This window comes from Streptosporangium sp. NPDC049376, from assembly GCF_044466505.1.
Taxonomy (GTDB): Bacteria; Actinomycetota; Actinomycetes; order Streptosporangiales; family Streptosporangiaceae; genus Streptosporangium.
In genome coordinates this window covers 152,263-177,905 of the sequence record NZ_JBITMT010000013.1, presented here as the reverse complement: position 1 = coordinate 177,905, position 25,643 = coordinate 152,263, and the positions used below count along the sequence as shown (strand labels likewise).

The 25,643-nt window shown below is 70.3% G+C and carries 26 protein-coding genes and 2 pseudogenes; 11 read left to right on the top strand and 17 right to left on the bottom strand.

Annotated elements, in window-relative coordinates; genetic code table 11:
• The first annotated feature begins 18 nt into the window (after positions 1-18).
• Positions 19-654 carry a M23 family metallopeptidase gene (locus ACIBVQ_RS28665; RefSeq protein ID WP_399181200.1) on the top strand — a complete coding sequence of 212 codons (636 nt, stop codon included), beginning with the start codon at positions 19-21 and terminating at the stop codon, positions 652-654.
• Positions 655-759: 105 nt separating this feature from the next.
• Here ACIBVQ_RS28665 and ACIBVQ_RS28660 read toward each other — a convergent pair whose 3' ends face one another.
• Both ACIBVQ_RS28660 and ACIBVQ_RS28655 read right to left on the bottom strand, forming a co-directional pair.
• Positions 760-2,079, bottom strand: coding sequence for a sensor histidine kinase (locus tag ACIBVQ_RS28660; RefSeq protein WP_399181198.1), 1,320 nt, complete (start codon positions 2,077-2,079; stop codon positions 760-762).
• On the bottom strand, positions 2,076-2,732 hold the full coding sequence (locus tag ACIBVQ_RS28655; RefSeq protein WP_399181196.1) for a response regulator transcription factor: 657 nt from the start codon (positions 2,730-2,732) through the stop codon (positions 2,076-2,078). Before ACIBVQ_RS28655 ends, ACIBVQ_RS28660 begins: the two co-directional genes overlap by 4 nt.
• A gap of 206 nt (positions 2,733-2,938) precedes the next feature.
• On the opposite strand from ACIBVQ_RS28655, the gene ACIBVQ_RS28650 reads away from it, so the two are divergent.
• From ACIBVQ_RS28650 to ACIBVQ_RS28635, 4 genes are read left to right on the top strand one after another with little or no spacing between them, the layout of a single operon-like run.
• Entirely contained in the window at positions 2,939-3,466 is a 528-nt protein-coding gene (locus ACIBVQ_RS28650) for a hypothetical protein (protein ID WP_399181194.1), read from the top strand.
• Positions 3,466-4,593, top strand: a complete 1,128-nt coding sequence (locus ACIBVQ_RS28645) for a peptidoglycan-binding protein (RefSeq protein WP_399181192.1) — start codon at positions 3,466-3,468, stop codon at positions 4,591-4,593. The genes ACIBVQ_RS28650 and ACIBVQ_RS28645 overlap by 1 nt, the downstream gene beginning before the upstream one ends.
• Positions 4,590-5,297 carry an ABC transporter ATP-binding protein gene (locus ACIBVQ_RS28640; protein WP_399181190.1) on the top strand — a complete coding sequence of 236 codons (708 nt, stop codon included), beginning with the start codon at positions 4,590-4,592 and terminating at the stop codon, positions 5,295-5,297. The genes ACIBVQ_RS28645 and ACIBVQ_RS28640 overlap by 4 nt, the downstream gene beginning before the upstream one ends.
• Positions 5,297-6,517 carry an ABC transporter permease gene (locus tag ACIBVQ_RS28635; protein ID WP_399181188.1) on the top strand — a complete coding sequence of 407 codons (1,221 nt, stop codon included), beginning with the start codon at positions 5,297-5,299 and terminating at the stop codon, positions 6,515-6,517. The genes ACIBVQ_RS28640 and ACIBVQ_RS28635 overlap by 1 nt, the downstream gene beginning before the upstream one ends.
• Positions 6,518-6,532: 15 nt before the next feature.
• On the opposite strand, the gene ACIBVQ_RS28630 is transcribed toward ACIBVQ_RS28635, so the two are convergent.
• From ACIBVQ_RS28630 to ACIBVQ_RS28615, 4 genes and pseudogenes are all read right to left on the bottom strand, one after another.
• A complete protein-coding gene (locus ACIBVQ_RS28630; protein ID WP_386191546.1) occupies positions 6,533-6,781 on the bottom strand; it encodes a hypothetical protein in 249 nt (82 codons plus the stop codon).
• Positions 6,782-6,784: 3 nt separating this feature from the next.
• A complete protein-coding gene (locus tag ACIBVQ_RS28625) occupies positions 6,785-7,114 on the bottom strand; it encodes an oxidoreductase C-terminal domain-containing protein (RefSeq protein ID WP_399181264.1) in 330 nt (109 codons plus the stop codon).
• A pseudogene (locus ACIBVQ_RS28620) lies at positions 7,088-7,699 on the bottom strand (FAD-dependent oxidoreductase); the annotation flags it as partial. The pseudogene ACIBVQ_RS28620 and the gene ACIBVQ_RS28625, both read right to left, overlap by 27 nt.
• A 207-nt stretch (positions 7,700-7,906) precedes the next feature.
• Positions 7,907-8,989, bottom strand: coding sequence for a cytochrome P450 (locus ACIBVQ_RS28615; protein WP_399181186.1), 1,083 nt, complete (start codon positions 8,987-8,989; stop codon positions 7,907-7,909).
• A 280-nt stretch (positions 8,990-9,269) separates the two neighbouring features.
• Between ACIBVQ_RS28615 and ACIBVQ_RS28610 the strand changes: the two genes are divergently transcribed.
• Genes ACIBVQ_RS28610 through ACIBVQ_RS28595 form a run of 4 tightly spaced genes read left to right on the top strand, consistent with a single transcriptional unit; the run spans position 9,270 to position 13,321 of the window.
• Positions 9,270-10,424 carry an FAD-dependent oxidoreductase gene (locus tag ACIBVQ_RS28610; RefSeq protein WP_399181184.1) on the top strand — a complete coding sequence of 385 codons (1,155 nt, stop codon included), beginning with the start codon at positions 9,270-9,272 and terminating at the stop codon, positions 10,422-10,424.
• Between the two features lie 25 nt (positions 10,425-10,449).
• Positions 10,450-11,253 (top strand): alpha/beta fold hydrolase, encoded by an 804-nt coding sequence (locus ACIBVQ_RS28605; RefSeq protein ID WP_399181182.1) that lies wholly within the window; start codon positions 10,450-10,452, stop codon positions 11,251-11,253.
• A complete protein-coding gene (locus ACIBVQ_RS28600) occupies positions 11,250-12,092 on the top strand; it encodes an alpha/beta hydrolase (protein WP_352014931.1) in 843 nt (280 codons plus the stop codon). The genes ACIBVQ_RS28605 and ACIBVQ_RS28600 overlap by 4 nt, the downstream gene beginning before the upstream one ends.
• An 8-nt stretch (positions 12,093-12,100) precedes the next feature.
• Positions 12,101-13,321 carry a nitrate/nitrite transporter gene (locus tag ACIBVQ_RS28595; RefSeq protein ID WP_399181180.1) on the top strand — a complete coding sequence of 407 codons (1,221 nt, stop codon included), beginning with the start codon at positions 12,101-12,103 and terminating at the stop codon, positions 13,319-13,321.
• 293 nt (positions 13,322-13,614) lie between these two features.
• Here ACIBVQ_RS28595 and arsB read toward each other — a convergent pair.
• The 3 genes and pseudogenes from arsB to ACIBVQ_RS28580 all read right to left on the bottom strand — a co-directional run bounded on the left by arsB (position 13,615) and on the right by ACIBVQ_RS28580 (position 15,868).
• A pseudogene (arsB, locus tag ACIBVQ_RS28590) lies at positions 13,615-14,659 on the bottom strand (ACR3 family arsenite efflux transporter).
• Between the two features lie 89 nt (positions 14,660-14,748).
• Positions 14,749-15,090 (bottom strand): metalloregulator ArsR/SmtB family transcription factor, encoded by a 342-nt coding sequence (locus ACIBVQ_RS28585; RefSeq protein WP_352014934.1) that lies wholly within the window; start codon positions 15,088-15,090, stop codon positions 14,749-14,751.
• A gap of 91 nt (positions 15,091-15,181) precedes the next feature.
• The gene (locus tag ACIBVQ_RS28580) at positions 15,182-15,868 is read right to left on the bottom strand and encodes an arsenate reductase ArsC (RefSeq protein ID WP_399181178.1); all 687 of its coding nucleotides are present in this window, start codon (positions 15,866-15,868) and stop codon (positions 15,182-15,184) included.
• A gap of 580 nt (positions 15,869-16,448) precedes the next feature.
• Here ACIBVQ_RS28580 and ACIBVQ_RS28575 point away from each other — a divergent pair.
• Complete coding sequence (locus ACIBVQ_RS28575) at positions 16,449-17,798, top strand: carotenoid oxygenase family protein (RefSeq protein ID WP_399181176.1); 1,350 nt, start codon at positions 16,449-16,451, stop codon at positions 17,796-17,798.
• Between the two features lie 250 nt (positions 17,799-18,048).
• Here ACIBVQ_RS28575 and ACIBVQ_RS28570 read toward each other — a convergent pair whose 3' ends face one another.
• On the bottom strand, positions 18,049-18,438 hold the full coding sequence (locus ACIBVQ_RS28570; RefSeq protein WP_352014937.1) for an STAS domain-containing protein: 390 nt from the start codon (positions 18,436-18,438) through the stop codon (positions 18,049-18,051).
• A gap of 202 nt (positions 18,439-18,640) precedes the next feature.
• Here ACIBVQ_RS28570 and ACIBVQ_RS28565 point away from each other — a divergent pair, with 202 nt between their 5' ends.
• The gene (locus tag ACIBVQ_RS28565; protein WP_362915517.1) at positions 18,641-18,994 is read left to right on the top strand and encodes a helix-turn-helix domain-containing protein; all 354 of its coding nucleotides are present in this window, start codon (positions 18,641-18,643) and stop codon (positions 18,992-18,994) included.
• 107 nt (positions 18,995-19,101) lie between these two features.
• Here the strand turns inward: ACIBVQ_RS28565 and ACIBVQ_RS28560 are convergent, their stop codons facing one another.
• The 7 genes from ACIBVQ_RS28560 to ACIBVQ_RS28530 form a co-directional block, all read right to left on the bottom strand.
• Complete coding sequence (locus tag ACIBVQ_RS28560) at positions 19,102-19,473, bottom strand: STAS domain-containing protein (RefSeq protein WP_399181173.1); 372 nt, start codon at positions 19,471-19,473, stop codon at positions 19,102-19,104.
• Positions 19,474-19,726: 253 nt separating this feature from the next.
• Complete coding sequence (locus tag ACIBVQ_RS28555) at positions 19,727-20,092, bottom strand: DUF2809 domain-containing protein (protein ID WP_399181171.1); 366 nt, start codon at positions 20,090-20,092, stop codon at positions 19,727-19,729.
• Between the two features lie 180 nt (positions 20,093-20,272).
• A complete protein-coding gene (locus tag ACIBVQ_RS28550) occupies positions 20,273-21,055 on the bottom strand; it encodes a nucleotidyltransferase domain-containing protein (protein ID WP_399181169.1) in 783 nt (260 codons plus the stop codon).
• 72 nt (positions 21,056-21,127) lie between these two features.
• Positions 21,128-22,411: a phosphopyruvate hydratase gene (gene eno, locus ACIBVQ_RS28545; protein ID WP_399181167.1), complete on the bottom strand. Its 1,284-nt coding sequence runs from the start codon at positions 22,409-22,411 to the stop codon at positions 21,128-21,130.
• A gap of 66 nt (positions 22,412-22,477) precedes the next feature.
• On the bottom strand, positions 22,478-23,446 hold the full coding sequence (locus ACIBVQ_RS28540; RefSeq protein WP_399181165.1) for a hypothetical protein: 969 nt from the start codon (positions 23,444-23,446) through the stop codon (positions 22,478-22,480).
• Positions 23,447-23,482: 36 nt separating this feature from the next.
• Positions 23,483-24,394 (bottom strand): nucleoside-diphosphate kinase, encoded by a 912-nt coding sequence (locus ACIBVQ_RS28535; protein ID WP_399181163.1) that lies wholly within the window; start codon positions 24,392-24,394, stop codon positions 23,483-23,485.
• A gap of 29 nt (positions 24,395-24,423) precedes the next feature.
• Positions 24,424-25,563, bottom strand: coding sequence for an aminotransferase class I/II-fold pyridoxal phosphate-dependent enzyme (locus ACIBVQ_RS28530; protein WP_399181161.1), 1,140 nt, complete (start codon positions 25,561-25,563; stop codon positions 24,424-24,426).
• Positions 25,564-25,643: the final 80 nt, after the last annotated feature.

Here is a 25,643-nt window from a genome sequence, read left to right as displayed (position 1 = left end):
GCCGGAGAGAGGAGCCGCGTGGCCGTTTCCATCGATCTGGACTACCCGTTCACCGGCCGTTGGCTGGTCCAGAACAGCCCCGCCAACCGGGTGCCCAGCCACGGGACAACTCTGTTCGCCACGTCCTACGCGATCGACTTCGTGCCCGTCGGCGGCGCCGGGCGCACGGCACCGATCACGTTCGGCTCTCTCGTACGCCCGGAACCACCCGAGAGGTTCCCCGGCTTCGGACGCCCGATCCTGGCACCCGTCGCGGGTGTCGTCCTGGCCGTGCACGACGCCGAGCCTGACCACCCGGCGTATCGCGGCCTGCCCTCGATCGGCTACGCCCTGACCCAGCACCGGCGAGCCGCCGCAGGCTGGGTGACACTCGCCGGAAACCATGTGCTGATCGAGCACGCGGACGTCGTGGTCGCCCTCTGCCACCTCCAACACGGCGGCGTCGAGGTCCGGCCCGGGCAACGAGTGCACGTCGGCGACGTGCTCGGCCGCTGCGGGAACTCCGGCAACAGCACCGAGCCCCACGTCCACGTCCAGGCGATCGACAATCGCGACGTCGAGCACGCCAACGCGGTGCCCGTGACGTTCAGAGGATCACTGCCGCGCGACGGCGAGGTCATCACCGCGCAGGAGCCGCACCGGAACAGCCGGTGAAGTGTCAGCCGTGACCCCTTCGGCGAGGCGCGTTCGAACGGAAAGTCACGACAGCCGCTCCACAGCTCGAATGCTCGTCATGCCCCACTACCCGGCAGGAGGCGCTCAGCGTCGTCTCCTTGAGCCAGGCCACCGCCGGGGGTGTCCCGCATCCGACAGGTGCCGGGGCGCTCGTTCAACAGGACGGCTCTTGGCTCTGCCGCGCGCGTGGTGGACGCCAGGCGTGAGCGGCGGCCGCGTCGCGTCGTCGTGCCGGCCGATCTCCATGGCCGTCGGGTCGTGCGGGAGGTCGACGGTGATGTCGAGGCCACCTCCGGAGCGGGCGCTGATCGCGATGCGTCCCCGGTGAGCGAGGGTGATCGCGCGGACGATTGTCAGTCCCAGTCCCAGGCCGTCGGTGCGGACTCGGGGGTCTTGCCCGTGCACGAACGGTTCCAGTAGCGTCTCCGCCGCCTCGGGCGGGATCTCCCGGCCGGTGTTGGAGATCCGCAGGACGGCACATCCGCCTGCGGTGTCCGTGCCGATGGCCAGGTGCCCGCCCACCTGGTTGTAGCGGATCGCGTTATCGATCAGGTTGCCGATCATTCGTTCCAGCAGGACTGGTTCGCCGGTGACCGGTGCCGGCCGGAGCCGGGGCCGTACTGTGACGTCGGCGACCGCCGCTCGCGCTTGGGCGGCGTCGAGGGCGGTGGCCGCGATGGCGGCGAGGTCGGCTGGTTGCCGCGCTGTAAGACCGGCCTGGCTGCGTGCCAGGAGAAGCAACCCGTCCAGGACACGCTGCATGTGTGTGACGGCGTCGCGGACGTCGCCGGCCATGGTGAGCAGCTCGTCGCGGCTGGGGTGACCGTCCAGGGTGACGTCGATGGCGGTGCGGGCTGTGGTCAGCGGGGTGCGCAGCTCGTGGGCGGCGTTGGCGGTGAACAGCCGCTGGCTGTCCAGAATCTGGTCTCGCTCGGCGACGCCGCGCTGGATGCGGTCCAGCATGTCGTTGACCGTGCAGGCCAGCGCCGACAATTCGTCGGCCGGGGCGGTGACCGGGACCCGCTCGGTGAGGTTCTCGGCCGACAGCCGCCGGGCGGCGACGGAGATGACGCGGATCGGTCGCAGTACCCGGCCGGCCACCAGCCAGCTCAGTACGGCGGCCAGGGCGGTCACCGTGACGAGCGCCAGGCCGGCCTGGGGCAGGAGCGCGGCCAGAGTGTCGGCCTGTACCTGGTCGGCGAGATAGAGCAGGTCCTGCGGCTGTGGCCACAGCGGCACCGGCTGGAACACGCCCCGCGGATTGGGCCCGGGCGAGACCAGTCGGGTGAAGAACGCCGGGCGCCGCCTCGTCAACAGGTAGGTCAAGCCGGTCAGCGCGGCCCCTGCGGCCAGCACGAGGGCGGTCTGCAAGATGGCGAGCCGGGCCCGGGCGGTCAGCCTCACGGGCCGATCCGGTAACCGGCGCCGATGACGGTCTCGATCAGCGGCGGGTCGCCGAGCTTGCGGCGCAGCGTGCCGACGGTGATCCGGACCGCGTTGGTGAACGGGTCGGCGTGCTCGTCCCACACCCTCTCCAGCAGCGTCTCCGCGCTGATCACGTCACCGTCGGCGGCCAGCAGCTGCTCCAGCACGCCGAACTCCTTGGGGGTCAGGCGCAGCAGCCTGCCGTCCCGCTCGGCGCTGCGCCGGGCCGGATCCAGGCTCACCCCGCCGATGCGCAGCACCGGCGGACGGGCCGGTGCGCTGCGCCGTACCAGGGCGTGAACCCGGGCGACCAGCTCGGAGAAGGCGAACGGCTTGCCGAGATAGTCGTCCGCTCCCAGCATCAGTCCGCCGACCCGGTCCTCCACGGCGTCGGAGGCGGTCAGCATCAGCACCCGCGACTCGCCTCGCTGGGCGAGCCGACGGCAGACGGAGTCGCCGTGCACGATGGGCAGGTCCCGGTCCAGGACCACCACCTCGTACGGAGTGAGCTCGCACTTGTACAGCGCGCTGCGGCCGTCCAGGGCTACGTCGACGGTGAAGCCGTGCTTGCGCAGCCCCGCCTGGATGTATCCGGCGAGGGGCTGCTCGTCTTCGACCAGGAGCACACGCATCCGGGCAGTATCGCAACGCTCGCATATGGACCACGTATGGTCCGCCGATCGCCCGTCGATAGGCGCCGGCCGGTAGATGTGATCCCTCTCAACGTTCCCGCAGAGAGGATCACGACGAGATGAGCCGTGCAGCGGAGACGCCGAACGCGTCCGGCCCCAACCCTCGAACAGTTCATCCGACGGTTCATTCGACAAGGAGAGCTCCCATGAGACGACGAGTCCTCAGCGCGCTGGTCACGGCACCGTTCGCGCTCGCCCTGCTTCTGGCCGGCTGCGGCTCGGGCGACGGGGGCGGCGCGGACGTGGCCTCGGTGAACGACGGCGCCGGTGCCAGGGCCGCGGACAGCGCCCCGCCCAGCGCGGACCCGCGGGAGATGGCGTTGAAGTTCGCCCAGTGCATGCGGGAGAACGGCGTCGACATGCCGGACCCCGATTCCAGCGGCAAGATGATGATGAAGTTCGACAAGGACACGCCACAGGGGAAAGTCGAGGCGGCTCAGGAAGCGTGCAGGCGGTACGCCCCCAGCGGCCGGCAGGTCCGCAATGACCCTAAGGCGACCGAGAACCTGCGCAAGCTCGCCCAGTGCATGCGCGACAACGGCGTCGAGGCCTATCCCGACCCCGAGGGCGGCATGATGCGCATCACCCGGGAGGTCGGCGAGGACCCCGACTTCAAGGCCGCGGAGGAGAAGTGCAAGCAGGAGTCGGCTGACGCCGGCCCGGGAGGTTCTTGATGGCGACGGCCACCGTCGACGGCAGGACGGAGCCGGGGGCCACGCCTCCCAGGCGGCGCCGCCGTGGCAGGGGCAGGCTGGTGGCCGGGCTGCTGCTCGCAGCGGCGGCGGGCGGCGGGTTCGTCGCGGTCAACAGCGTCGGCCTGTTCGAGGGCGGCGCCGGCCGCACGCAGTCGGCCGCGGCCCTGCCTCCGGCCACCACGACGGTGACCAGGCAGACCCTGAACGACACCAGAGAAGCCGACGGCGAGCTCGGCTACGGCCCCGTGACCTCGGCCATGGCCCGTCAGGCCGGCACGGTCACCTGGCTGCCCGGCAGCGGCGCGACGATCACACGTGGCAAGTCGCTGTACCGCCTGGACGACAAGCCGGTCATGCTTCTGTACGGGGATGTGCCCGCCTACCGGGATCTCAAGATCGGCATGAAGGGCAAGGACGTCGAGAACCTGGAGCGCAACCTCAGCAAGCTTGGCTACGACGGCTTCACGGTGGACGAGGAGTACACCTACGCCACCTATGTGGCCGTCAGGGAGTGGCAGGAGGACCGCGGCCTGGACGAGACCGGCGTGGTCGAGCTGGGCCGGGTCGTCTTCACCCCCGGCAAGGTGCGGGTGGAGAGCCTGGAGTCGGAGGAGGGCCAGCCGGCCCGGCCAGGGCAGCAGGTGCTGACGTACACGGGCACGTCCAAGGTGATCACGGTGCGGTTGGCGGCCGAGGACCAGCCGATGGCCAAGGAGGGCGCCATGGTCGAGGTCACGCTGCCGGACGGCAGGAGTGTGAAGGGCGAGGTCACCGAGGTGGCCACGATCATCGAGCCGGGCGACGGGCAGAACGCCGAGCCGGAGACGCGCGTGGAGGCGCTGGTCTCGATCGGGGCAGCCAGGTCGGCCAGGAGGCTGGACAGGGCGTCGGTGGACGTGACGTTCACGGCGTCGCGGCGCAAGGACGTGCTGACCGTGCCGGTGGCGGCGCTGGTGGCACTGCGGGAGGGCGGTTTCGGCCTGGAGGTCATCAAGGGCGGAAAGTCCAGCTATATCGCTGTTGAGACGGGGTTGTTTGCCGGCGGCCGGGTCGAGGTGTCCGGGGACGGGCTGAGCGAGGGCATGATCGTGGGGATGCCGAGATGACGTACCCCATGATCGTGCTGACGGACGTGTCCAAGACGTACTCGGGCGGGGTGGCGGCCCTGAAGTCGGTGTCGCTGCGGATCGAGCATGGCGAGTTGGTCGCCATCTCCGGGCCTTCTGGATCGGGCAAGTCGACCATGCTGAATGTCGTCGGGACGCTCGACCAGCCCTCCTCCGGGACCGTCCAGATCGACGGCTACGACGTCTCCAAGCTGTCCGACAACCATCTGTCGGCGCTGCGCGCGACCACGATCGGGTTTGTCTTCCAGTCCTTCCACCTGGCCGCGAGGGTCCCCGCGCTGGACAACGTGGCCGACGGTCTCATCTACACCGGCCTGAGCAGGGCCGAGCGGCGCCACCGCGCGGCGGCGGCGCTCAGGCGGGTGGGGCTGGAGCGCCGCATGGACCACGAGCCGCACGAGCTGTCGGGCGGGGAGCGGCAGCGCGTGGCCATCGCCAGGGCCGTGGCGGGCGATCCGCCGCTGCTCCTGGCCGACGAGCCCACCGGTGCCCTCGACTCCGTCTCGGGCACCGGGGTGATGGAGCTGCTGCACGAGCTGAACGGGGGCGGCACCACCATCGTGATCATCACGCACGACCGTGAGATCGCCGCCGGCCTGCCCCGGCGGGTGAGCATGCGTGACGGCCAGATCGTCTCCGACTCCGCCAGGCAGCCCGAGCCCGTGGAACCAGGGGTGGCGTGATGGCGGTCGTCGAGATGCGGCGGCCCAGACCGGCCCCGGCCCGGATGCGGCCGGGCGACGTGATGCGGGTCGGCGCGGTCGGCCTGCGTACCCGGCCGTTGCGGGTGTTCCTGTCGGCGTTGGGCATCGCCATCGGCATCGCGGCCATGGTCGGCGTGGTCGGGCTCTCGTCCTCCTCGGGCGCCGAGCTCGACCGTCAGCTCTCCGCGCTGGGCACGAACCTGCTCACCGTCTCCGCGGGCTCGACGATCACCGGCGAGGCGGCCCAGATGCCGAAGGGCGCGGAGGCGATGATCGAGCGGATCGGGCCCGTTGAGTCGGCCTCGTCCATCGCGAAGATCGCCGAGGCCAAGGTCTACCGCTCGGAGCACATCCCGCAGGCCCAGACCGGCGGGCTCAACACGTACGCGGCCCGCCTCGACCTGCTCGACACGGTGGGCGCGACCCTGCACAGCGGCACCTGGCTGAACGCGGCCACCGAACGTTATCCCGCCGCCGTGATCGGCTCGTCCACCGCCCAACGGCTGGGCATCGGCGCGGCGGGGCCGGACACCCAGGTTGTCGTCGGCGGCATCCGCTTCACGGTCGTCGGCGTCCTGAAGCCCGTGGCGCTGGCCGCGGAGCTGGACAGCGGGGTTCTCGTCGGCTGGCCGGTGGCCGAGGAACGGCTGGGCTTCGACGGGCACCCGACCACGCTCTACACCCGCTCGGAGGAGGCCAAGCTGGAGTCCGTACGCCAGGTGCTGGCGGGCACGGCCAACCCGGAGGCGCCGAACGAGGTGGACATCTCCCGCCCGTCCGACGCGCTGGCCGCCAAGCAGGCGACCAGCCAGGCGTTCACCGGCCTTCTCCTGGGGGTGGGCGCGGTGGCGCTGCTCGTGGGCGGGGTCGGGGTGGCCAACACGATGGTCATCTCGGTGCTGGAACGCCGCGCCGAGATCGGGCTGCGCCGCTCGCTGGGGGCCACCAGGGGGCAGATCAGGACGCAGTTCCTGGTCGAGTCCCTGCTGCTGTCGGCGCTGGGCGGCACCGGCGGCACCCTGCTGGGGACAGGGGTGACGACGGGGTACGCGCTCTACAGCGGCTGGCCCTCGGTCGTGCCGGCCTGGGCCACGATCGGCGGCCTCACCGCGACCCTCCTCATCGGCGCAGTCGCCGGACTCTACCCGGCCGTCCGCGCCTCCCGCCTGTCCCCGACGGAGGCCCTGTCCACGCCGTAGACGGGGGTCGAGCGGTCACCGAACGGCCAGTGGCGTCGACGAGCCGCCCGGGCTCGGGTCACCGCCACTGGCCGTTCTGATGCGGGCGGGGTCATCGGTGGCGTCGATCCGCTCGGCGTCCACGCCTGCCAGTTCGTCCGCCGACCTGGCCACCTGGACGATCCGGTCGTTCTCGATCAGTACGGCGCCGCCGGTGACGTCCCCGAGTTCGGGGTCCATGCTGATGATCAGGCCGCCGGAGATGACGGTGCGCTTCGCACTCATTGGCTACCTCGTCTGCTGGGGGGAGAGCGTGGAGTCCACGGTGGCCGGCCGCCGCAGTCCGGCCACGGGCATGCGGTGGTTGACGGTGGCCGCCGCGACGGGCACTCCGCCCGACAGCCACCGTAGGACGAGTGCGCGTTCGGCCCGGTCACCGGTGACGACCACCGGTGGCGCGTCGCCCGGGATGGTTCCGCACACCTTGATGGACAGTCCGAACTGCTCGGTCCAGAAGTACGGCCGCGCCTGATAGGCGGGCGCGGACTTCGAGGTCAGCAGTGTCGTCGCCGCGGCCCTGCCCTGGTCGAGGGCGTTGGTCCACAGCGGGGTTCGCACGGGCCCCACCGGGGTGGGCAGGAGCACCACGTCTCCGGCGGCGACGACGCCTGGAGCCGCCCACAGCCGGTGGTCGACGAACAGACCGTCCGCGTGGATCAGACCGGAGCCGGCCAACCATTCGACGTTCGGGAGCTCGCCCGCCGCCGTGACCACCACGTCGGCCGCGACCCGGTGCTCGCCGGACACCACCGCGTGGCCGGCGACGTGCGCGGGTCCGGCCGTCTGGACGAAGCGGACGCCCGCGTCGCGCGCCGCCTCCGTGATCAGCTCGGCCAGGTAGCCGCCGACCTGCCGGCGCATCGGCGGGAGAAAGTCGACCACGGTCACGTCGCGGCCCAGGTCCCGGCAAACGGAGGCGATCTCCATGCCGAGCGGGCCGCCTCCCGCCACCGCGACCGATCCGGAGCCCTTCAGCCGCTCGCGCAGGCCGAGGGCGTCGTCCATGGTCCGCAGCCGCAGCTCGTCTGTCGCGTCCTCGGGCGTCCTGGCGAGGGAGCGCGCCCGTGCACCGGTGGCGATCACCAGGCCGTCGTATCCGGCCTCCTCCCCAGTGGACAGTCGCAGCCGCCGCGCACGCGCGTCGAGCCCGACGGAAGATGTCGCCGGCGCGCTCCTCGCACATGCCGTGTCCCTCGCACCGGTCGTAGTCGACGATCACTTTCATGGATGTACTCCTTGGATCACCCGGGTGGGCAGCGTGTCGAAAGCGCGCATCAGGTTGTTGACGGTCCTGCGTTCGCCGGAGACCTCGAACCCGGTCACCCGCTGGGCGAGGGCCTTCAGGACGGCCTACGCCTCCAGGCGGGCCAGCCCCTGCCCCGCGCAGCCGTGCGCGCCGTACCCGAAGCCGACGTGCTCGACGGGGTTGCGGGTCACGTCGAAAACCTCCGGACGTTCCCACTGCCGTTCGTCGCGGTTGGCCGAGGCGAACATCACCAGCACCTGGGCGCCGGCCGGAATCGGCACGCCGGCGATCTCGGTGTCGCGCGCCACCCGGCGGCCGAACTGGCGGACGGGGGTCTCGAAGCGGATCACCTCGTTGAACGCCGTCGCCACCAGTGACGGATCGTTCCTGACCAGGTCCCACTGGTCGGGATGCCGGGAGAAGAGCCAGATCGCCGAGCTCAGCCCGGTGACCGTGGTGTCCAGGGAGGGCACAAGGTAGTCGATCATCAAGGAGATCGCCTGTTCCCGGTCGACCCGCCCGTCGTCCATGGCGTCCAGGACGCAGTGCGCCAGGCCACCGGGTCGCGGGGACCGCTCGGTCACCAGCCGGGAGGCGTACTCGGCCATCCGGCCGGAGACCGCCAGCGCGGCCTCGGCGCGCTCGTTGAGCGGGCCGTGACAGTTGAAGTTCGCGGCGGCCCAGTCGATGAGGTGCTCGCGCCCCTCCTCGGGGATGCCGATGAAGTCCGGCACGATCGCCATGACCATGTCACGGGCCAGGTCGCCCACCGAGTCGAAGGACCCTCGCGCGATCACCCGTTCCACCGCGGCGACGGCGGCCTCCTCGACACGGCCTCTCATCGGCCGCAGCGCCTTCGGCGTCAGCTTGTGCCCGACGAGGCCACGCAGGAACGTGTGGCGTTCACCGTCGCTGGCGAACATGGAGTCGCGCAGGAGTTCGTTGTAGCGCTCGTTGAGCGAGACGCCGCCGCCGGTGCGGAAGGTCTCGTCATCCCCGAGTACGGCCCGCACCTGCGCGTAGCGCGGCAGCGCGTAGACCTCGTGCCGTTCCAGCCACACCACGGGGCCGAGGTCGCGCAGCGCGCGGTAGTGCGGGTACGGATCGAGGATCGCCTCTTCTGTGTACAGGTCCTCGGCATATACGGGGACGATGGCGCACCTCCCTGTCTTCGACGGCTTTGACATCGCTCGACGGCCGCACGGGCCAAGGTCAGAGAACTGGGGGCAGCGGCGGTTCGATGACGCCCGTTCCGACTGCGGACTCCCGCAACACCACCGTGGGGTATGGGGGTCCTTCATGGTCTCTCGCCGGGCGAGCGCTGACCAATGTCGGTTCCGCTCCGACCTATGACCGTCTCGGCATAGGTCAATCCCGACATAGCTCGGGCGTGATTAGGCATTGGCCGGACACGGGGTTTCGGGGACAGCATCACCTGAACGGCTCAGAACGGGAGAAAGGTGAGCGGTGTCCAGCGCAACACGACATGCCCAGGTCATCGGCGCGGGTCTCGGCGGGCTGACCGCGGCGGCGGCGCTGGCGCAGCGCGGCTGGACCGTCCGGTTACACGAGCGCGATCCGGAGATCAGAGCGATCGGCGCCGGCATCTACCTGTGGGGCAACGGGTTGTCGGTCCTGCGCGCCCTGGGCGTGTTCGACGAGGCGGTCGAGGGCGCCCAGCTCGGCCCGGTCGCGGAGAGCCGTGACCGGCACGGCCACGTCGTCGAGAGCGTCCCGATCAACGGCGAGCACGGGTCCGAGCTCTACACGATCCTGCGCCGGAGGCTGATCGACGCGCTCGCGGGCGCGGCGGTCCGAGCCGGGGTGGAGATCGTCACCGGTTCCACGGCGGTCGCCGCGACGCCGGACGGCGAGGTGGAGTTCGCCGACGGCACCCGGCGGCGGAGCGACCTGGTCGTCGCGGCCGACGGGGTGAACTCGCGGCTGCGGGACTCGCTCGGCCTGCTGCGCCGACGGGTACGCATGCCGCAGGGCGCGGCACGGATGCTCATCCCGCGCCGCCCCGGCTTCGTCGCCCCGGCGGACGAGGCGAAGTACATCGAGTACTTCTCCGGCAGCCGCCGGATCCTCTACACCCCCTCCAGCGCCGACCGGCTCTACGTCGCGCTGGTCTGCTCCACCGGCGACGAGCACGCCCGGCGGGTCCCGCTCGACAAGGACACCTGGCTCCGGTCGTTCCCCCTGCTGGAGGAACTCATCGGGTGTCTCGACGCGGAAAGCCGCTGGGACCGGTTCGAGTTCCTGGAGCTCAGGCGATGGTCGGCCGGGGTGGTCTCGGTGCTCGGCGACGCCGCGCACGCCCAGCCTCCCTACCTGGGCCAGGGCGGCGGCTGCGCGATGATGAACGCGCTCGGCCTCGCGGAGGCGGTCACCTTCGGCGAGGGCGACCTGGAGACGCGGCTGCGCCGCTGGGAGGCCGCCGAACGGCCGGTGATCCAGCACACCCAGCGTTTCTCCTATCGGCTCGGCCACCTCAACCCCCTGCCCGACCGCCCGCGTGCGGCTCTCCTGGCCGTGATGAACCGCTCACGCTCGCTCGCCAGGATGCGCATGCGCGCCGCGACCACCATCCCCACCGGTATGAACCGTTTTCCGGCGTGACCGCACGCCGGCGGAAGGAAGATCAATGGAAACCCTGGTCCTCGACGGCAACCCGATCGACTACGACGTCACCGGGACCACCGGTCCCACGCTGGTGCTCGTCAGCGGGTGGTGCCAGGACCACCGGTTGTTCGACCACGTGCTCCCCCTGCTGGCCGAAAACCATCGGGTGATCCGCGCCGACTGGCGCGGGCACGGCGCCGTCCGCTCGGTCGAGGCCGACTTCGGGCCCGCCGAACAGGCCGCCGACGTGATCAAGCTGATGGACGCCCTCGGCGTCGACCGGTTCGTGCCGGTCTCCACCTCGCACGGTGGCTGGGCCAACATGGAGATCACGGACCGGCTGAGCCCCGAGCGGGTGCCCGGTTCCGTCGTCATCGACTGGATCATGGTGGAGGCCTGGCCGGAGTTCGTCCAGGACCTGCGCGACATCCAGGACCCCGAACTCTGGCTCGCCGGTCGGCAGCGGCTGTTCGACTTCTGGCTCGGCGGCACCGCGCATCCGGCGGTCGCCCGCCACCTCGACGACGAGATGGCCTCCTTCGACTTCGACATGTGGGCCCGTTCCTGCCGGGTCATCGAGAACGCCTACGCGACCTGGGGTTCCCCGCTGCGCAGGATGGCGGCGTTGAAGGTACGGCGGCCGATCGCTCACCTGTTCTCGCAGCCGAGCCTGCCGGACTACGAGGCCGTCCAGCGGGAGTTCGCCTCGGCCAACCCGTGGTTCCGGCCGCACCGCATCCCTGGGCAGACGCACTTCCCGACGTTGGAGTCGCCCGCCGTACTCGCCGGACTCGTCGAGAAGTTCGCCGCCTCGGTCGGCCGGTGAGTCTCGGGCAGGACACCGACCGCGCCTACAACGTGCGGGCGACCGTGCCCGTGCCGGTCTTCGACGAGAACATGCGGCTCTACCGGGCGTGGTCGGAGTCGGCGGTGGACGGGCTGCGCGGTCACCCGGGCCTCGTCTACGACCACGTCAGCGGCGAACGGCTGGACGTCTGGGGCGTCGGCGACCGGCCCCGGCCCGTCTTCGTCTTCGTGCACGGCGGCTACTGGCGGGCCCTGTCCCGCGCCGACTCCGCCTTCATGGCGCGCATGCTGGACGAGCAGGGCATCGCCACCGTCGTGGTCGACTACACGCTCGCGCCACGGGCGACGCTGGAGGAGATCGTCCGTCAGGTCCGCGCGGCCGTGGCCTTCGTCCACCGCGAAGGCGCACGCCACGGGCTCGACCCCGACCGCATCGTCGTCGGCGGCAGTTCGGCCGGTGGGCACCTGACCGGGATGCTCATGCTCGACGACTGGCAGGAGCCGCTCGGCCTGCCCCGGGACGTGGTCAAGGCGGCCCTGCCGATCAGCGGGCTGTTCGACATCAGGCCGCTGGTCCACAGCTTCGCCAACGAGTGGCTCGGGCTCGACGACGCTCGGGCCGCCGCGCTCAGCCCCGCGCTGCGCCTTCCGGTCCGGCGCCCGCCCGCGGTCTTCGCCGTCGCCGAGCACGACGGCTCCGGCTTCGTCGACCAGAACATCCGGTTCCACCAGGCCTGGGGCACCGGCCCCGAACTGCTGGTCGTGCCGGAGGTCAACCACTACGACATCGTGCTGGAACTCACCCGGCAGGACTCCGCGCTCAGTCGCGCCCTGCTCGGCCTCTTCACCCCCCTTTAGGAGGCTGCATGGACCGCCCGTCCCGCAAATGGTGGATGCTGGCGATCGTCTCCGCCGGATTCGTCGCGATGACGACCAACTGGTTCAACATCGCCGCCGGATTCGTCCAGATCAGCGAGACCTTCCAGCTGGACATCCCCCAGGTCGCCTTACTGATCTCCGTGTTCGTCATCGGCTACGGCGTCTTCCACATCCCGGGTGGGGTGCTGGCGACGCGCATGGGCATGCGCTGGGTACTCGCCCTCGGCCTCACCGTCGAGGGCGCCGCCGTCATCCTCTCCGCCACCGCGAACGACTTCGCCACCCTGCTCGTCTTCCGCGTGCTGTGCGGTGTCGGCGCCTCGGTGTTCGCGGCCGTGGGTGTCGCGGCCGTCAGCGTCTGGTTCCGGAATCGGCACCACGCGCTGGCCCTGGGCGTCACCTCCGCCTGCTTCAGCGTCGGTTCCGCCGCGGGTCTGTACGCCTGGCGCGACCTCACCGACGCGTTCGGCTGGCGCACGGCGCTGGTCGCCGGGGGTGCCCTGTGCGTCGTCGTCGGCGTGGTGACCGCCGCCGCCTTCCGGGTCCCCGCCGACGGCGACCACCTGCGTGGCATTCGGCTGACCCGTGCCGCCCTGCGCGAGAGCCTCATGAACCGTGGCATCTGGCTGTACGGCGCCGCCTTCCTCGGTGCCTACGGCGCTTTCATCGCCGGCTCCCAGCTGATCGTCGGCTACGGGCTCGACCAGAGGCACGTCGGCGCCGGCGAGGTGGCCCTGGCCGCCTTCCTCATCGGGATCGCCGGTGTGCCCGGCAGTGTGGCGGGCGGCTGGATCAGTGACCGGCTGTCCAGCCGACGTAACGTCTTCGTCGCGGCGGCCGTGACCGAAGGGGTGTTCGTCCTGCTCGTGCCGCTGAGCGGACCCGGCTGGTTCTGGGTGCCCGCCATGGGTGTCGGCTTCATGTTCAACTTCGCGCTGGCCGTGTGGCAGACCATCCCCGGCGACCGGCCGGGGCTGTCGCAGGAGAACATCGGCACCGCCTTCGGGCTGATGCTGACGATCTCGGCGGTGGGCGGGTTCGCCCTGCCGTACCTGTTCGGCGAGCTCGCCCCCACGGCGGGCTACCCGCTGGCCTGGTCGGTGCTCGGCGTGCTCAGCATCGGTTGCGCGTTCCTGGCCATGCTCAACGGTGAAACCCGGCGCACCGGACGGCGGCATCCCCCGCTCCCCGCCGCCTCCGACGCCTGACCTTGGCCCTGTCCGCACCGGCTGCTCCTCCTGCCGGTGGGCGCGGAGCCGCCGCGCTCGAACCGGCTTCGCCGAAGGCGCCGTGACCTCGATGGCCGCCGCCCCGCCTTCCGGTTCCTGATCCCGTCCTGCTGAGGCTCAGGGGGCTGCCGTCCGGTGTTCCGGGAGGCCCGGCGGATCCGGGACATGTCGCCAAGGGCGCTCATCACCGTGTCGACCTCCTCCGCTCGGCCCCAGGAAGGCGTCAGTTCGGTCAGGTCAGGGTGGCGTTCGCCATCCAGGCGGCGGGCTCCTCAGCGGTGAGCCGTACCCTCCAGGGGTGGGGCGCCGAACAGGCGGCGGCCGGCCAGGCTCACATAGACCAGCGCCACCAGGACGGGCACCTCGATGAGCGGGCCGACCACCCCGGCCAGGGCCTGGCCCGAGGTGACGCCGAACACGCCGATGGCCACCGCGATGGCCAGTTCGAAGTTGTTGCCCGCCGCGGTGAACGCCAACGTCGCGGTGCGGTCGTACGGCAGGCCGACCGCCCGGCCCAGCAGGAACGAACCGCCCCACATCACAGCGAAGTAAACCAGCAGCGGCAGTGCGATCCGGGCCACGTCGCCGGGCCGTTCGCCGATGGTGTGCCCTTGGAGGGCGAACAGGACGACGATGGTGAACAGCAGGCCGTACAGGGCGACGGGCCCGATCCTGGGCAGGAACCGCTCCTCGTACCACTGGCGGCCCTTCGAGCGCTCGCCGAGCTTGCGGGAGACGTATCCGGCGGCCAGCGGGACGCCCAGGAAGATCAACACGCTTTGCGCGATGTCCCAGGCGGAGATCCGCAGCGCGGCCCCTTCACCGAGACCGAGCCAGCCGGGCAGGATCTGCAGGTAGAACCAGCCCAGCGCGGCGAAGGCGACCACCTGGAAGACGGAGTTGATCGCGACCAGGACGGCGGCGGCCTCCCGGTCGCCGCAGGCCAGGTCGTTCCAGATGAGCACCATGGCGATGCAGCGGGCCAGCCCGACGATGATCAGCCCGGTGCGGTAGGCGGGCAGGTCGGGCAGGAGCGTCCAGGCCAGGGCGAACATCAGCGCCGGGCCGACGACCCAGTTCAGCAGCAGGGAGGACAGGAGCAGGCGCCGGCCGCCGGTGACGGTGCCCAGCCGGTCGTAGCGGACCTTGGCCAGCACCGGGTACATCATCAGCCGGCAACGAGATCCCGGCGACCTTGACCGCCTCCAGAACGGCGTTCAGGCCGGGTACGGCCCGGCCGAGCAGCAGCCCTGCCGCCATCGCGACCCCGATCCACACCGGCAGGAACCGGTCCAGCGTCGACAGGGCGCCGATCATCCCCGCCCGCTTCGCCGTGGCGGAATCCGATACACCGGCAGACGATGACGACGAGGGCGAGGTGGGCATGAGGGTTCCTTCGAAGCCGGTCAGGCGGGAGCGGGGACGGTGATCAGGCCGGACAGTTCGGCCAGCGTCTCGGGCACCAGGCGGTAGTACACCCACGAGGCGCGCCGCTCCGAGACCAGCAGGCCGACTTCTTTGAGGACTTTCAGGTGGTGGCTGATGGTGGGCTGGGAGACGTCGAAGGCGCCGGTGATGTCGCACACACACGCCTCGCCACCGGCGTGGCTGGCCACGATCGACAGGATCCGCAGCCGCACCGGATCCCCCAGCGCCTTGAACACCCGGGCCACGGCGGCCGCCTGATCGGCGTTCAACGGCTCGCGCGTCAGCGGCGAACCGCACTCCAACAACTCCAGCGGCTCCATCGTCTCCCCTTTCGGCCACCCCGGCCGGTAACGGTTTCCGAGTTTATCTATATTGACGTCCGTCTATACATAAGCGGTGCGAGCGGCCGGGTCAGCGGTGCGGACCAGGCGCGGAGGGCGGCGCCGGGTCGGATGCCGGCACGCCGAGATCGGCCAGCAGGACGCGCACCCGGCGCTCGATCTCGTCCCGGATGGGGCGCGCCCACTCCGGCCCCTTGCCCATCGGGTCGTCGACCTTCCAGTCCTCATAACGCTTGCCGGGGAAGATCGGGCAGGCGTCCCCGCAACCCATGGTGACCACGACGTCGGCGGCCTGGACGATCTCCTCGGTCCACGGCTTGGGGAACCCCTTGGAGATGTCGATGCCGACCTCGGCCATGACGGCGATCGCGGTGGGGTTGATCTCGGAGGCGAACTCCGAGCCGCCCGACCAGGCCACGGCGCGCCCACCGGCCAGGTGCTCGAAGAAGCCCAGTGCCATCTGGCTGCGACCGGCGTTGTGCACGCACAGGAACAGCACGATCGGCCGCCCGTCGGAGCGGCCCTCGATGCGGGCCAGGGCGTACAGGCGCTGACGGGCGAAGCGCTCGGCCAGCAGCGGCAGGAAGCCGGCCACCGCGGCCTTGCCGGCGAACCGGTCGTAGCCGGTGCGCAGGAACCGCTCGATCGTCTCGGCGCCGAAGAGGCCGGTGAACTCCTCGCTCAGCCGGCGGGCCGCGGTGGTCAGGGCCAGGTGCTGGTCGATGGTCAGATCGTCGCGCTTGTAGGTACCGGTCACGGCAACGCTCCCTGAACGCCCTCACGGAATCGATGGTTGCCGAATTCGACTTCTGTCGATATTGATGCTCGTCGATTCCAATCGGGGCGAGCGGCGCGTGAACAGCCCTGACTCACCTCTCGCTCCCCGACGCGGGCAGCCCGCACCTGGCCGAACTCCCTGCCTGCCGCCCTCCCCCTCCGCCCAGGGCCTTCGGGAAGAAGCTCCCGCCCGCAGCACTCCGGCCCCGTACGGCGAAGCGCCGGGGCTCGCGGGCGGGCGAACGACGGCCGCCCTCCAGGCCGGGCAGGGGCAGGTCACCTCCAGATGCGATCCGCAACGCGGCTTGGCCGGGATCTGCGAAATCCTCGGCGGCCACACCGTCCGCGGGGCCGAGGGTGAAACCGGCCGCCGTCGATCCTCGCCCCGTCTGAGGACCTCCCATGTTCTCGCGGCGGCTCCACCCAGGGTTTTCTGAGGCGGCTCTCACCTGGGGCTCTGTCGGGCGGCTGAGGCGGGCGGGAAGAACAAGACTGTTGTCCACGCATTTTCTCGTGCACGGTTGTCGGCGTCCCCACCCCATGCCGACAGGAGTTCCCGCATGTCCGAAACGGTGCCGCTGCATCTCGCGGGCAACAACGCCCCCGTCGCCGAGGAGGTGACCCTGGAACCGTCCAAGGTCGTCGGCGAGATCCCGGCCGAGCTGGGCGGGCAGTTCTTCCGCAACGGGCCCAACCCGCGCACCGGCTGGTCGCCACACTCCTTCGCGGGCGACGGCATGATCCACACCATCGCGCTGGAGGGCGGCAGGGCGCGCTGGTACCGCAACCGGTACGTGCGCACGCCGCTCTACGGGAACCCCGGCCGGTCCCGCTTCGCCCTCGCCTTCAACCAGGAGACCGGCCGGATCGACTACCGCGTCACCACCGCCAACACCCACCTGATCACGCACGCGGGCCGGCTGTTCGCCCTGGAGGAGGGCGGCTTCCCGTACGAGGTGACGCCGGACCTCGCAACGATCGGGGCGTACACCTTCGACGGGGCCCTGCGGACCCCGATGACCGCGCACCCGAAGACCTGCCCGATCACCGGTGAGCTGCTGTTCTTCGGCTACCAGCTGCGCCCGCCGTACCTGACCTACTACCGCGCCACGGCCGCCGGCGAAGTGGTGCAGACGCGGGTCGTGGACGTGCCGCGGGCGACGATGACGCACGACTTCGCCATCACCCGCAACCACGTGATCTTCATGGACCTGCCGGTCGTCTTCGACCCCGCCCAGGCGGCTGCGGGCGGGCCGCCGTGGCGCTGGGACGACGCGCACCGCGCCCGGTTCGGCGTGCTGGCGCGTACGGCCGGCGACGACGCGCCCGTACGCTGGTTCGACGTCGTCCCGTGCTACGTGTGGCACACCATGAACGCCTTCGAGGACCCGCGGGGCGACACGATCACCGTCACCGGCACCCGCGTCCCCACGCTGTGGCACGGCGGCGCCGCCGACCTGGAGGGCGGGCTCCCGATCGTGTACCGCTGGACGCTGGACCTGAGGTCGGGCACGGTCACCGAGGAGGCGCTCGACGACGCGCCCAGCGAATACCCCCGTGTGGCCGACTCGATGCTCGGACTGCCCCACCGTTACGGCTACACGACGAGCTTCTCCCTGGACGCCGAACCTGAGCGGTCGGAGATCTACGCCTACGACCTCACCGGCGGCGGCGAACGGGCGGTGCACCGCCTCCCTCCAGGTCACACCTGCGGCGAGGCCGTCTTCGTGCCCCGGGCCGGGACCGGTGAGAACGAGGGCTTCCTGATGACGTTCGCTCACGACCGTGGCGCCGGCACGAGCTACCTGGCCATCCTGGACGCCGCCGACCTGGCCGCGCCCCCGCTCGCCGAGGTACACGTCCCGGTGCGCGTCCCCGCGGGCTTCCACGGAAACTGGATCCCGGTCTGAGCATCGAGGAGCGCAGACCGGATGCTCGTCCCCGTCCCGGCAGATGGTCCTGCCGATCCCACCGACAGCAGCGTGTGGTCAGCTGATTCCGATGTAGAGCCGGGGTGGCGCGCCAGGCGTTTTCGATGCCGGGCATGCCGAGAGGATCGGCGCCGGCCAAGGCCACGTCGCGTTACAGATCACCTCCAGAAGGTGATCACTTTGCATATTTACGTGCAAAGTGGTGCAAAAGTCACGAAACACCGCCCGTTCAAGCGGGGGGTACGGCCCTGGCCGACGGTCGCGCCTGGGCCGTGGCCTTCGGGACCGTCGCGGAGACGGTGGCGACGGCGTGCTGGAGGCCGGTGTGCACGTGCAGGAGGGACAGGACGCCGGTGATCGTCAGCAGGCGCAGCGGAATCGGCTGGAGTTCGGCCAGGTGGAGGCTGCTGCCCTCCCGCTCGGCGGCCATGTGGGCGGCCAGCAGTACCGTCAGGCCGCCGCTGTCCAGGAAGCCCACCCCGCTCATATCCACGATCACCGGCTTGCCCCGCCGCCGGGCCTGGACCAGGGCCGCCTCCAACTGGGCCGAGGTGGTCGCGTCCACCTCGCCGACGACGCACAGCAATGTGGCGTCGAGCAGGTACGTGCTCGTGGTCATCAGACCAGGACGGCATCCGGAATGAGAGGCGGGCATGGCGTGCTCCAACATCGATCCAGCGTCCAGACAACGCGGGAGAACTACCTGACTCCCACCATAATGCCGAAGTATATTTCCGGAAAGACCATTCGGTGTCCGCTGGCGGAAGATCCCCTCACGGGGAGACGGACACACCCCGAGATCAGAAAGCACAATGGTTGCCATGGACAGGCCTGCCGATCGTTCCTCCTGGACCTTCCTCACCCACCACGCACGCGTGCTGCTGGAGATCGCACGCCACCCGGAAAGCCGACTGCGTGACATCGCCCAGAGCATCGGGATCACCGAGCGCGCGGTCCAGGGAATCGTGGCCGACCTGCACCAGGCCGGATATCTCACCATCGAGCGCGTCGGCCGGCGCAACCGCTACCACCTCAACCTCGAACGCGGCTTCCGTCACCCCACCGAGGCCCACGCCCCGGTCCGCGCCCTGGTCGAGCTGTTCGCCGCCTTCGACGCCCCGAGTCTGCCGGAGCAGGCCGACTCCCACAGGACCCCCGCGCCGATCTCCTCATGAGACCGGCGCACGTCGGCCGTCGTCCTCGACCTCAACTCCGCGACCCCGCGGCGCCGATCTCTTATGAGACCGGCGCACGCCCGGCGCCGAGCACCCAGAGCCGTCTCTCACTCCGAGACGAGCAACTCGGCGACGGCCTGACCGACGCTGTCGCGCAGCTCGAAGCGCGGCAGCAGGCCGGTCTGGTCCAGCAGGTGCCGCAGGCCGTGGGGAAGGCCCACCAGCAGCAACCGGCCGGTGGCGGTGTCCCCGACACGCTGACGCGTCCAGGCCAGAAGGCCTACCGCGGTGGAGTCGTAGAAGGTCAGCCGGGACAGCTCCAGCACCAGGCGTGGTCCCGAGCTCTGTTCCCAGGCCGCCTTGACGTGGCCGGCGAGCGTGGGGGCGGTGATGAAGTCCAGGTGGCCGCCGACCCGCAGCACGCTGCAGTGCCCGTGATGGACCACCTGAACCCGCAGGTCCTGCCTGGAGGAGCTCACCTCGTTCTTTCCTCTCGTCGCCCTGACCGGTGAGCCGTGTGCGATACCCCGTCCTCGGGCGACAATGTCTGCTGTCCGCCTCAGTGCGTCGTCAAAAGTCGTGTCGTTGCCCCTGATGGCGGTCCCTGCAACGTGACCGGGCTCATCGGACAGAACCTGTTCGGCCCCTGACCGTGGCTACGGGATTCTTGAGCTTGTGGCGGCCGACCTCGCGGGTGACGTGCCGAAATGCCGGTGGGGTGGTGCCTGAGCGTCAGCCGGTCCGGTCACCGGGTCGGACCGATCCACGTTCCCAGGCCAGGGCCGCGACCACACCGATGGCATAGGCGACCAGGTCCCATGGGTCGGGGAACGCGCCGACCAGGACACCGCCGACACCCGGCGGGGTCGTGCCGACTACTTGGTAGAACTCGACGGTGGCGGCGATCGCGGCCGTGGCCAGGGCGCGACGTGCGGCGGTGGTGCGCCACAGCAGCCCCAGGAACGCGTAGACCAGCATGGTGGCGCTGACGTCGCTCACGTAGCCGCGGACGAACGACTGCCCCGGGCCCCGGTAGAGAAGGACGAACGCGCCGACGGCGAGAGCGACGCCGCCCAGCAGGACCATGGTGCGGCGCATGAGGCTGACATCTTCTCCGAATCTCAACGATCAGGACGAACCTGATCATAGAGTTCGTCCCTTATGGCGGCACGCCGATCGCGTCAGGTCAGCGACCGCGCGGTGGGAGGTGGACAGGGCCTCTGGTACCGCTGATCCCAAGGGACGGCCACGCCCGGATCCATGAATGGGACACGGCGCTCAGATCTCGGCCCTGAGCGACAGTGCCCGGCACAGAACCACGACCTCCTCCACCCAGGCTTCTGGCCGTGCCTGGTCGAAGCTCGCCATGGTCTCCAGCGCCCAGTACCGCTCGAACGGCAGGTCCGGCAGGCGGGCCTCGGCCAGCCGCCGGGCCCGCCACTTCGGCAGCTGGGAACCGTAGACACCACGGCTCTCCAGGAGCGCGTCGACGGCATGGCCGAGTGCCTGGCGTGCCGACAGCACGGCGCTGGTGACATCGCCGGTGGCGAGCTGGCCCAAGGCGTCGTCGAGGCAACCGTCCGCTGCGGCCAGCGAGCGGGTGACCAGGAACGCCTGGAAGGCGGTGTCGGCAAGGGCCTCCCGGCGTCGGCGGACCCACTGCTCGCCCTCCAGCGGAACGCAGCTGATGAGCCGTTCCAGGAAGGACTCCTCGGCCGGTGCCAGCGGATCGGCCACGGCGGCACCGCTCTCGAACTGCTCCCAGCTGACCTTGTCCAGCATCTGGTTGACCTGGCTGTCCAGCCAGTACTTCAGTTCCCAGCGGCGGCCGTCGAGCACGATGCTGTCCGTCGGCACATACGACGGCTGCAACGGCATGGTACGGCGCGCCGCGTTGGGCCGGCGCCACGGTGTTTCGGTGACCACGTAGAAGTCGTAGTCGCTTTTCTCGTTCGCCCAGCCGAGCGCCACCGACCCGACGAGGAGGACCGCCAGTCGCCGTCCGGGCAGCAACTGCCTCTCGTGTAACGCGTGCAGGCACCGCACCGGATCCGGATTCATGTCCCCCCCGTCGCCGCTGGTCGGACCCCCGGGTGGTGGACGGACTGCGCGGCCGTCCACCACCCGGACAGGTCAGGAGCGAATGCGGAGCGAGCCGCGACCGGCGTAGATCGCCCTGTCGCCGAGCTCCTCCTCGATACGGATGAGCTGGTTGTACTTGGAGGTCCGGTCGGAGCGGGACAACGAGCCGGTCTTGATCTGCCCGCATCCGGTGGCCACCGCCAGGTCGGCGATGGTGGTGTCCTCGGTCTCACCGGAGCGGTGCGACATGACGGCGGTGTAACCGGCCTTGTGCGCGGTGTCCACGGTGGTGAGCGTCTCGGTCAGCGTGCCGATCTGGTTCACCTTGATCAGGATCGAGTTCGCGTAGCCGCCCTGGATCCCGTCGCGCAACCGGTTGACGTCGGTGCAGAACACGTCGTCGCCGACCAGCTGCGCCCGCGAGCCGACGGCGGCGGTCAGCCGCTTCCAGCCCTCGATGTCGTCCTCGCCCATCGGGTCTTCGATGGAGGCGATCGGGTACCGCTCGATCAGCCCGGCGACGTACTCCAGGTGCTCGTCGATCGAGCGCTTGCGACCTTCGCCGGCGTAGTCGTAGACACCGTCGCGGAAGAACTCCGACGCGGCGGGGTCGAGGGTGATGACGATGTCGTTGCCCGGCTCGTAGCCGGTCTCCTCGATGGCGCGGACGACGAACTGCAGCGCTTCGTCCGCGGTACCGAGGTTGGGCGCGAAGCCTCCCTCGTCGCCGACGTTGGTGTTGTGACCCGCGGCGGCCAGCGACTTCTTGAGCGTGTGAAAGACCTCAGAGCCCATGCGGACCGCCTCGGCGAAGGACGGGGCGCCGATCGGAGCGATCATGAACTCCTGGTAGTCCAGCAGGTTGTCGGCGTGCACGCCACCGTTGACGATGTTCATCATCGGCACCGGCAGAATGCGGGCGGAAACGCCGCCCACGTACCGGTAGAGCGGAAGGCGGTGCGCCGCGGCCGCCGCCTTCACCGTGGCCAGCGAGGCGCCCAGGATCGCGTTGGCGCCGAGCCTGCCCTTGTTCGGCGTGCCGTCGAGCTCGATCAACTTCTCGTCGACCCGGGCCTGGTCTTCCGCCTCCAGCCCGATCAGTGCCTCGGCGATGGGGCCGTTGACCGCCTCGACGGCCTTGCGGACGCCCTTACCGTGGAACCGGCTCTTGTCGCCGTCACGCAGTTCCACCGCCTCGTTGGAACCGGTGGAGGCGCCGGACGGGACGGCGGCCCGGCCGAGGGAGCCGTCGGACAGCACTACGTCGACCTCAACCGTCGGGTTGCCTCGGCTGTCCAGGATCTGCCGGCCCGTGACACGGCTGATTGCTGTCATTCTCTTCCTTCGTTAGCAGGGACTCCGGATCGCGGGAGATCGCGTACCCGGACTTTGTCGTACAGGTCAGGCCGAAACCGTGCCCCAGTCGGATGCCGTGGTGGCGGGTAACAGGTCGCCGCAGCCGAGGCGTTCGGCCGGCAGGACCTCCGTCGCGATCCGGACGAAGTCCCAGATGTCGACGTCGGGGTCGTCCGGATCGATCAGACCGGCCAGTTCGTCGAACGAGAGCGGCTCACCGGTGCCGGAGCACGCGGCCAGCAGTCGCCCGGTGTCCGGCTCGCTGAGACGTGCGGCGGTGGTCACCCGCCGCAGGGCCTGCCGCAGGTCGAAGTCGTTGCTCGGGAAGCGGGCCTCCAGAGCGTCCACCTGACGCAGCGCCTCCTTCAGCAGGTCGTCGTCGAAGTGTTCGCCGACCTGACGGAGAAGACGAAGGCGTTCCGGCCGGTCCAGGAAGATGGCCGTCTCACGGACCACATCGGCCGGTTCGTCGGCGACATGCACGAAGTTGATCACCTGGTTCGGCGGTTCGAGCACCGAGCGCAGAGCGTCCGGTGACCGTTTCGCGGGGTTCGCCGAGCCTTTGAGGTCGGCGATCCGTACCGCCGCGGGCAGCCGCCCGTCGTAGCGCAGGTCCCGCAGGATGAGCAGCAGCGTTTCGGTGGCGGTGTGCATCCGGGTCATCAGGGTCAGGCGGTCGGTCGGGTAGACGTGCCAGTTGTACCGCCACAGCTCCCGGATCGACTGCCGGTTGTGGTGCAGCGGCGCGAGGCCGACCACCCGGAAGCCTCTCTCCGTCAGGTATTCCAGGGTGGGCCGCATCCGCCGGCCCACCAGACCGTCGCACTTGAACGACAGCAGCGCGAGGGCGGACAGCGTCGGCGCGGCCTCGCCGCCCATGACCTGTTCCACGTCGGCCCAGCCCTCACGAAAGTACAGATCCTCCTCGAAAAGCTGCCGCTTCTGCGCGGAGACGGTGAGGCTGGCCCATGTGTCGGGCGTGGGCATCCCGTGATGGGCAGGCACTCGGTGCATGGCAGGCGTTCTCCTTCGAGCGGCTCGTTCGGCGCGTCAGTGCGAATCCCAGGCCCCGGGCGGCGGATTGGTGATGCGCTTGCTGGCGTCCGGATCGTCGTACCGGATGTAGGTGGTGCCGACCAGGGCGAGATCCCACGGGTCCGCCTTGACGCCGAGGCGGTTCAGACGCCGCCGCAGCGCCCGCCATGCCAGCCGCTCGCCGGCGTCGAGGGACGCCAGCTGCCGCAGCACGGCCTCGGCCGTTTCCCGGTCCTCGTCGGCGCTGTCGCGCACCGCCGCCCGCAGCCGTTCCAGGGCCTCGGGGGCGTTCAGCGACCGGGCAGGCCGTGCGTCGCTCCACACCGCCTCGTCCAGCACGGTGCGGTCCGCCTCCGACGGTTCGGTGTAGGTCATGGCCGTGATGACCTCGACGCGTGCCGGATGTTCGAAGAACAACCCCAGCTCGCGCACGAGGTCGGCCGGTTCGTCCGCGACGTGCAGGAAGCTGAGCACCCGGTTCGGTTGGCCGAGCCGGTGCCGCAGCGTGCCCGGTCGCTGGTCGCTGAGGGTCGCCGACCCTTTCAGGCCGCTGAGCCGGACGGTGGCCGGCACCGGATGGTCGCCGTCGCTGCGCAGCAGCATGAACAACGCGTCGGAAAGCCTCAGCACGTGATCGTTGACGGCGAACCGGTCCAGCGTCGCCGAGGTGAGCTGGTAACGCCACAGCTCGCGCCAGACCATGCGGTCGAGCGCGATCCGGCGGGCGGCGACCACGGTGAAGTCGTTCTCCGCGAGGAAGGCCAGGACGGTACGGAGCTTGGCGGCCGCCAGGCCGTCCGGCTTCATGATAAGCAGGGAGGTACGCCACAGCGCGTCCTCGGCTTCGGCTCCGAGCACCGCGGTGACGTCGTCCAGGCCCTCCCTGAAGTAGGTCTCCCGATCGTAGAGATCCGCCTTGACCGGCATGCGAGTGAGCGAAGACAAACACGGAGTTGTCATGGTTCTCCTCGGTCCAACGGCTGTTCCGACCGTGCGAGCAGGTGCCGCAGACGCTCCATCCGGACGTCACTCAGCGGCACGCTGAGCCTGGCGACAAGTCTGCGCGTTCCGCTTGAGGCCGACCAGACGGGGTGCAGCTTGCCCACTATTCCCCTGCCGCGTAGCGCCGCCAGCGCCCCCGCCGGATCGTCGTCGAGCAGATGGTACGGCAGGAACTCGCTGGCGGGGGTCGTCGACGGCCAGCCCGCGGCGGCCAGCGCGGCACCGGCTTCGGCTCGCCGTTCGGCGATGCGCCGCCGCAGCGGAGCGGCGAGATCGCCCGACCGGAGGATCGCCGCGCCGAGCCGCAGTGACAGCGACGACGCGAGCAAAGGAGCCACCACCCGGCGGACGGCCCCGGTCAACGCCGGGGCGGACAGGCAGTAACCGAGCCGTAGGCCCCCCATGCCGAAGGCCTTGGAGAGTCCGCGGACCACGATCAAATTGGGGGTGCGTGACACCAGTCGCGCGGCGCTGAACCCGGGCGGGCAGTAGTTGGCGTTCGACTCGTCCACCAGGACGACGACGCCGTCCGCGGACAGCTCGGCGCAGAGCCTGCTCACCGCGGCCAGGTCGGTGAACCCGTCGGTGGTGAGCGCCGGTCGTTCCATGGCGACAAGCCGGGCGCCGTGGCGGCGAACGCGGGCGACGTGGGCGCCCACCACGTCGTCATCGGGCTTTTCACCAGGCTTTTCACCGGCGCCGACGCATCGCCCGTCGGCGGCCTCCACCCAGTGGGGAAGATCGGGGTAGACGTCTCCGGCCACATACACGGGCGCCGAACCGGCGAGGCGGACCAGACTCTGCAGCAGGGGTCCCACCCCGGCGCCGCAGGTGACCGGCACGGGCTCCCAACGATCACCGAGATGACGTGCCACGGCCGGTCCGAGAACGCCCTCGCCGTAAGGGTCCTTGACCAGGTAGCTGGTGAGGTAGGGCAACGCCCCCGACACCTCGGCCGACAGTTCCCGCGCGCAGAGTTCCAGCAGATCGGCGCCGAGATGCTCGCGCTCGTCCACGGTCCATGCGAGGTTCAGGATGTCGGGGTCATCGGTCAATGTCTCCAGCCGCTCGTACGAGTCAATGGCAAGCGACATTGTTCCCTCCGCATCTCCGCAGCCTCGCCGAATGGTGGGTTCGCCTGGTGTGCCGGGATCGATGCTCACGAGCGGTGACG

Coding starts and splice junctions, on each gene's coding strand:
- ACIBVQ_RS28530 (WP_399181161.1), bottom strand. CDS start 25,563: ATGTCGCTTGCCATTGACTCGTACGAGCGGCTGGAGACATTGACCGAT.
- ACIBVQ_RS28635 (WP_399181188.1), top strand. CDS start 5,297: ATGGCGGTCGTCGAGATGCGGCGGCCCAGACCGGCCCCGGCCCGGATG.
- ACIBVQ_RS28640 (WP_399181190.1), top strand. CDS start 4,590: ATGACGTACCCCATGATCGTGCTGACGGACGTGTCCAAGACGTACTCG.
- ACIBVQ_RS28575 (WP_399181176.1), top strand. CDS start 16,449: ATGTCCGAAACGGTGCCGCTGCATCTCGCGGGCAACAACGCCCCCGTC.
- ACIBVQ_RS28550 (WP_399181169.1), bottom strand. CDS start 21,055: ATGAATCCGGATCCGGTGCGGTGCCTGCACGCGTTACACGAGAGGCAG.
- ACIBVQ_RS28555 (WP_399181171.1), bottom strand. CDS start 20,092: ATGCGCCGCACCATGGTCCTGCTGGGCGGCGTCGCTCTCGCCGTCGGC.
- ACIBVQ_RS28605 (WP_399181182.1), top strand. CDS start 10,450: ATGGAAACCCTGGTCCTCGACGGCAACCCGATCGACTACGACGTCACC.
- ACIBVQ_RS28630 (WP_386191546.1), bottom strand. CDS start 6,781: ATGAGTGCGAAGCGCACCGTCATCTCCGGCGGCCTGATCATCAGCATG.
- ACIBVQ_RS28650 (WP_399181194.1), top strand. CDS start 2,939: ATGAGACGACGAGTCCTCAGCGCGCTGGTCACGGCACCGTTCGCGCTC.
- ACIBVQ_RS28570 (WP_352014937.1), bottom strand. CDS start 18,438: ATGACCACGAGCACGTACCTGCTCGACGCCACATTGCTGTGCGTCGTC.
- ACIBVQ_RS28585 (WP_352014934.1), bottom strand. CDS start 15,090: ATGGAGCCGCTGGAGTTGTTGGAGTGCGGTTCGCCGCTGACGCGCGAG.
- ACIBVQ_RS28645 (WP_399181192.1), top strand. CDS start 3,466: ATGGCGACGGCCACCGTCGACGGCAGGACGGAGCCGGGGGCCACGCCT.
- ACIBVQ_RS28565 (WP_362915517.1), top strand. CDS start 18,641: ATGGACAGGCCTGCCGATCGTTCCTCCTGGACCTTCCTCACCCACCAC.
- ACIBVQ_RS28595 (WP_399181180.1), top strand. CDS start 12,101: ATGGACCGCCCGTCCCGCAAATGGTGGATGCTGGCGATCGTCTCCGCC.
- ACIBVQ_RS28535 (WP_399181163.1), bottom strand. CDS start 24,394: ATGCCGGTCAAGGCGGATCTCTACGATCGGGAGACCTACTTCAGGGAG.
- ACIBVQ_RS28655 (WP_399181196.1), bottom strand. CDS start 2,732: ATGCGTGTGCTCCTGGTCGAAGACGAGCAGCCCCTCGCCGGATACATC.
- ACIBVQ_RS28615 (WP_399181186.1), bottom strand. CDS start 8,989: ATGTCAAAGCCGTCGAAGACAGGGAGGTGCGCCATCGTCCCCGTATAT.
- eno (WP_399181167.1), bottom strand. CDS start 22,411: ATGACAGCAATCAGCCGTGTCACGGGCCGGCAGATCCTGGACAGCCGA.
- ACIBVQ_RS28540 (WP_399181165.1), bottom strand. CDS start 23,446: ATGCACCGAGTGCCTGCCCATCACGGGATGCCCACGCCCGACACATGG.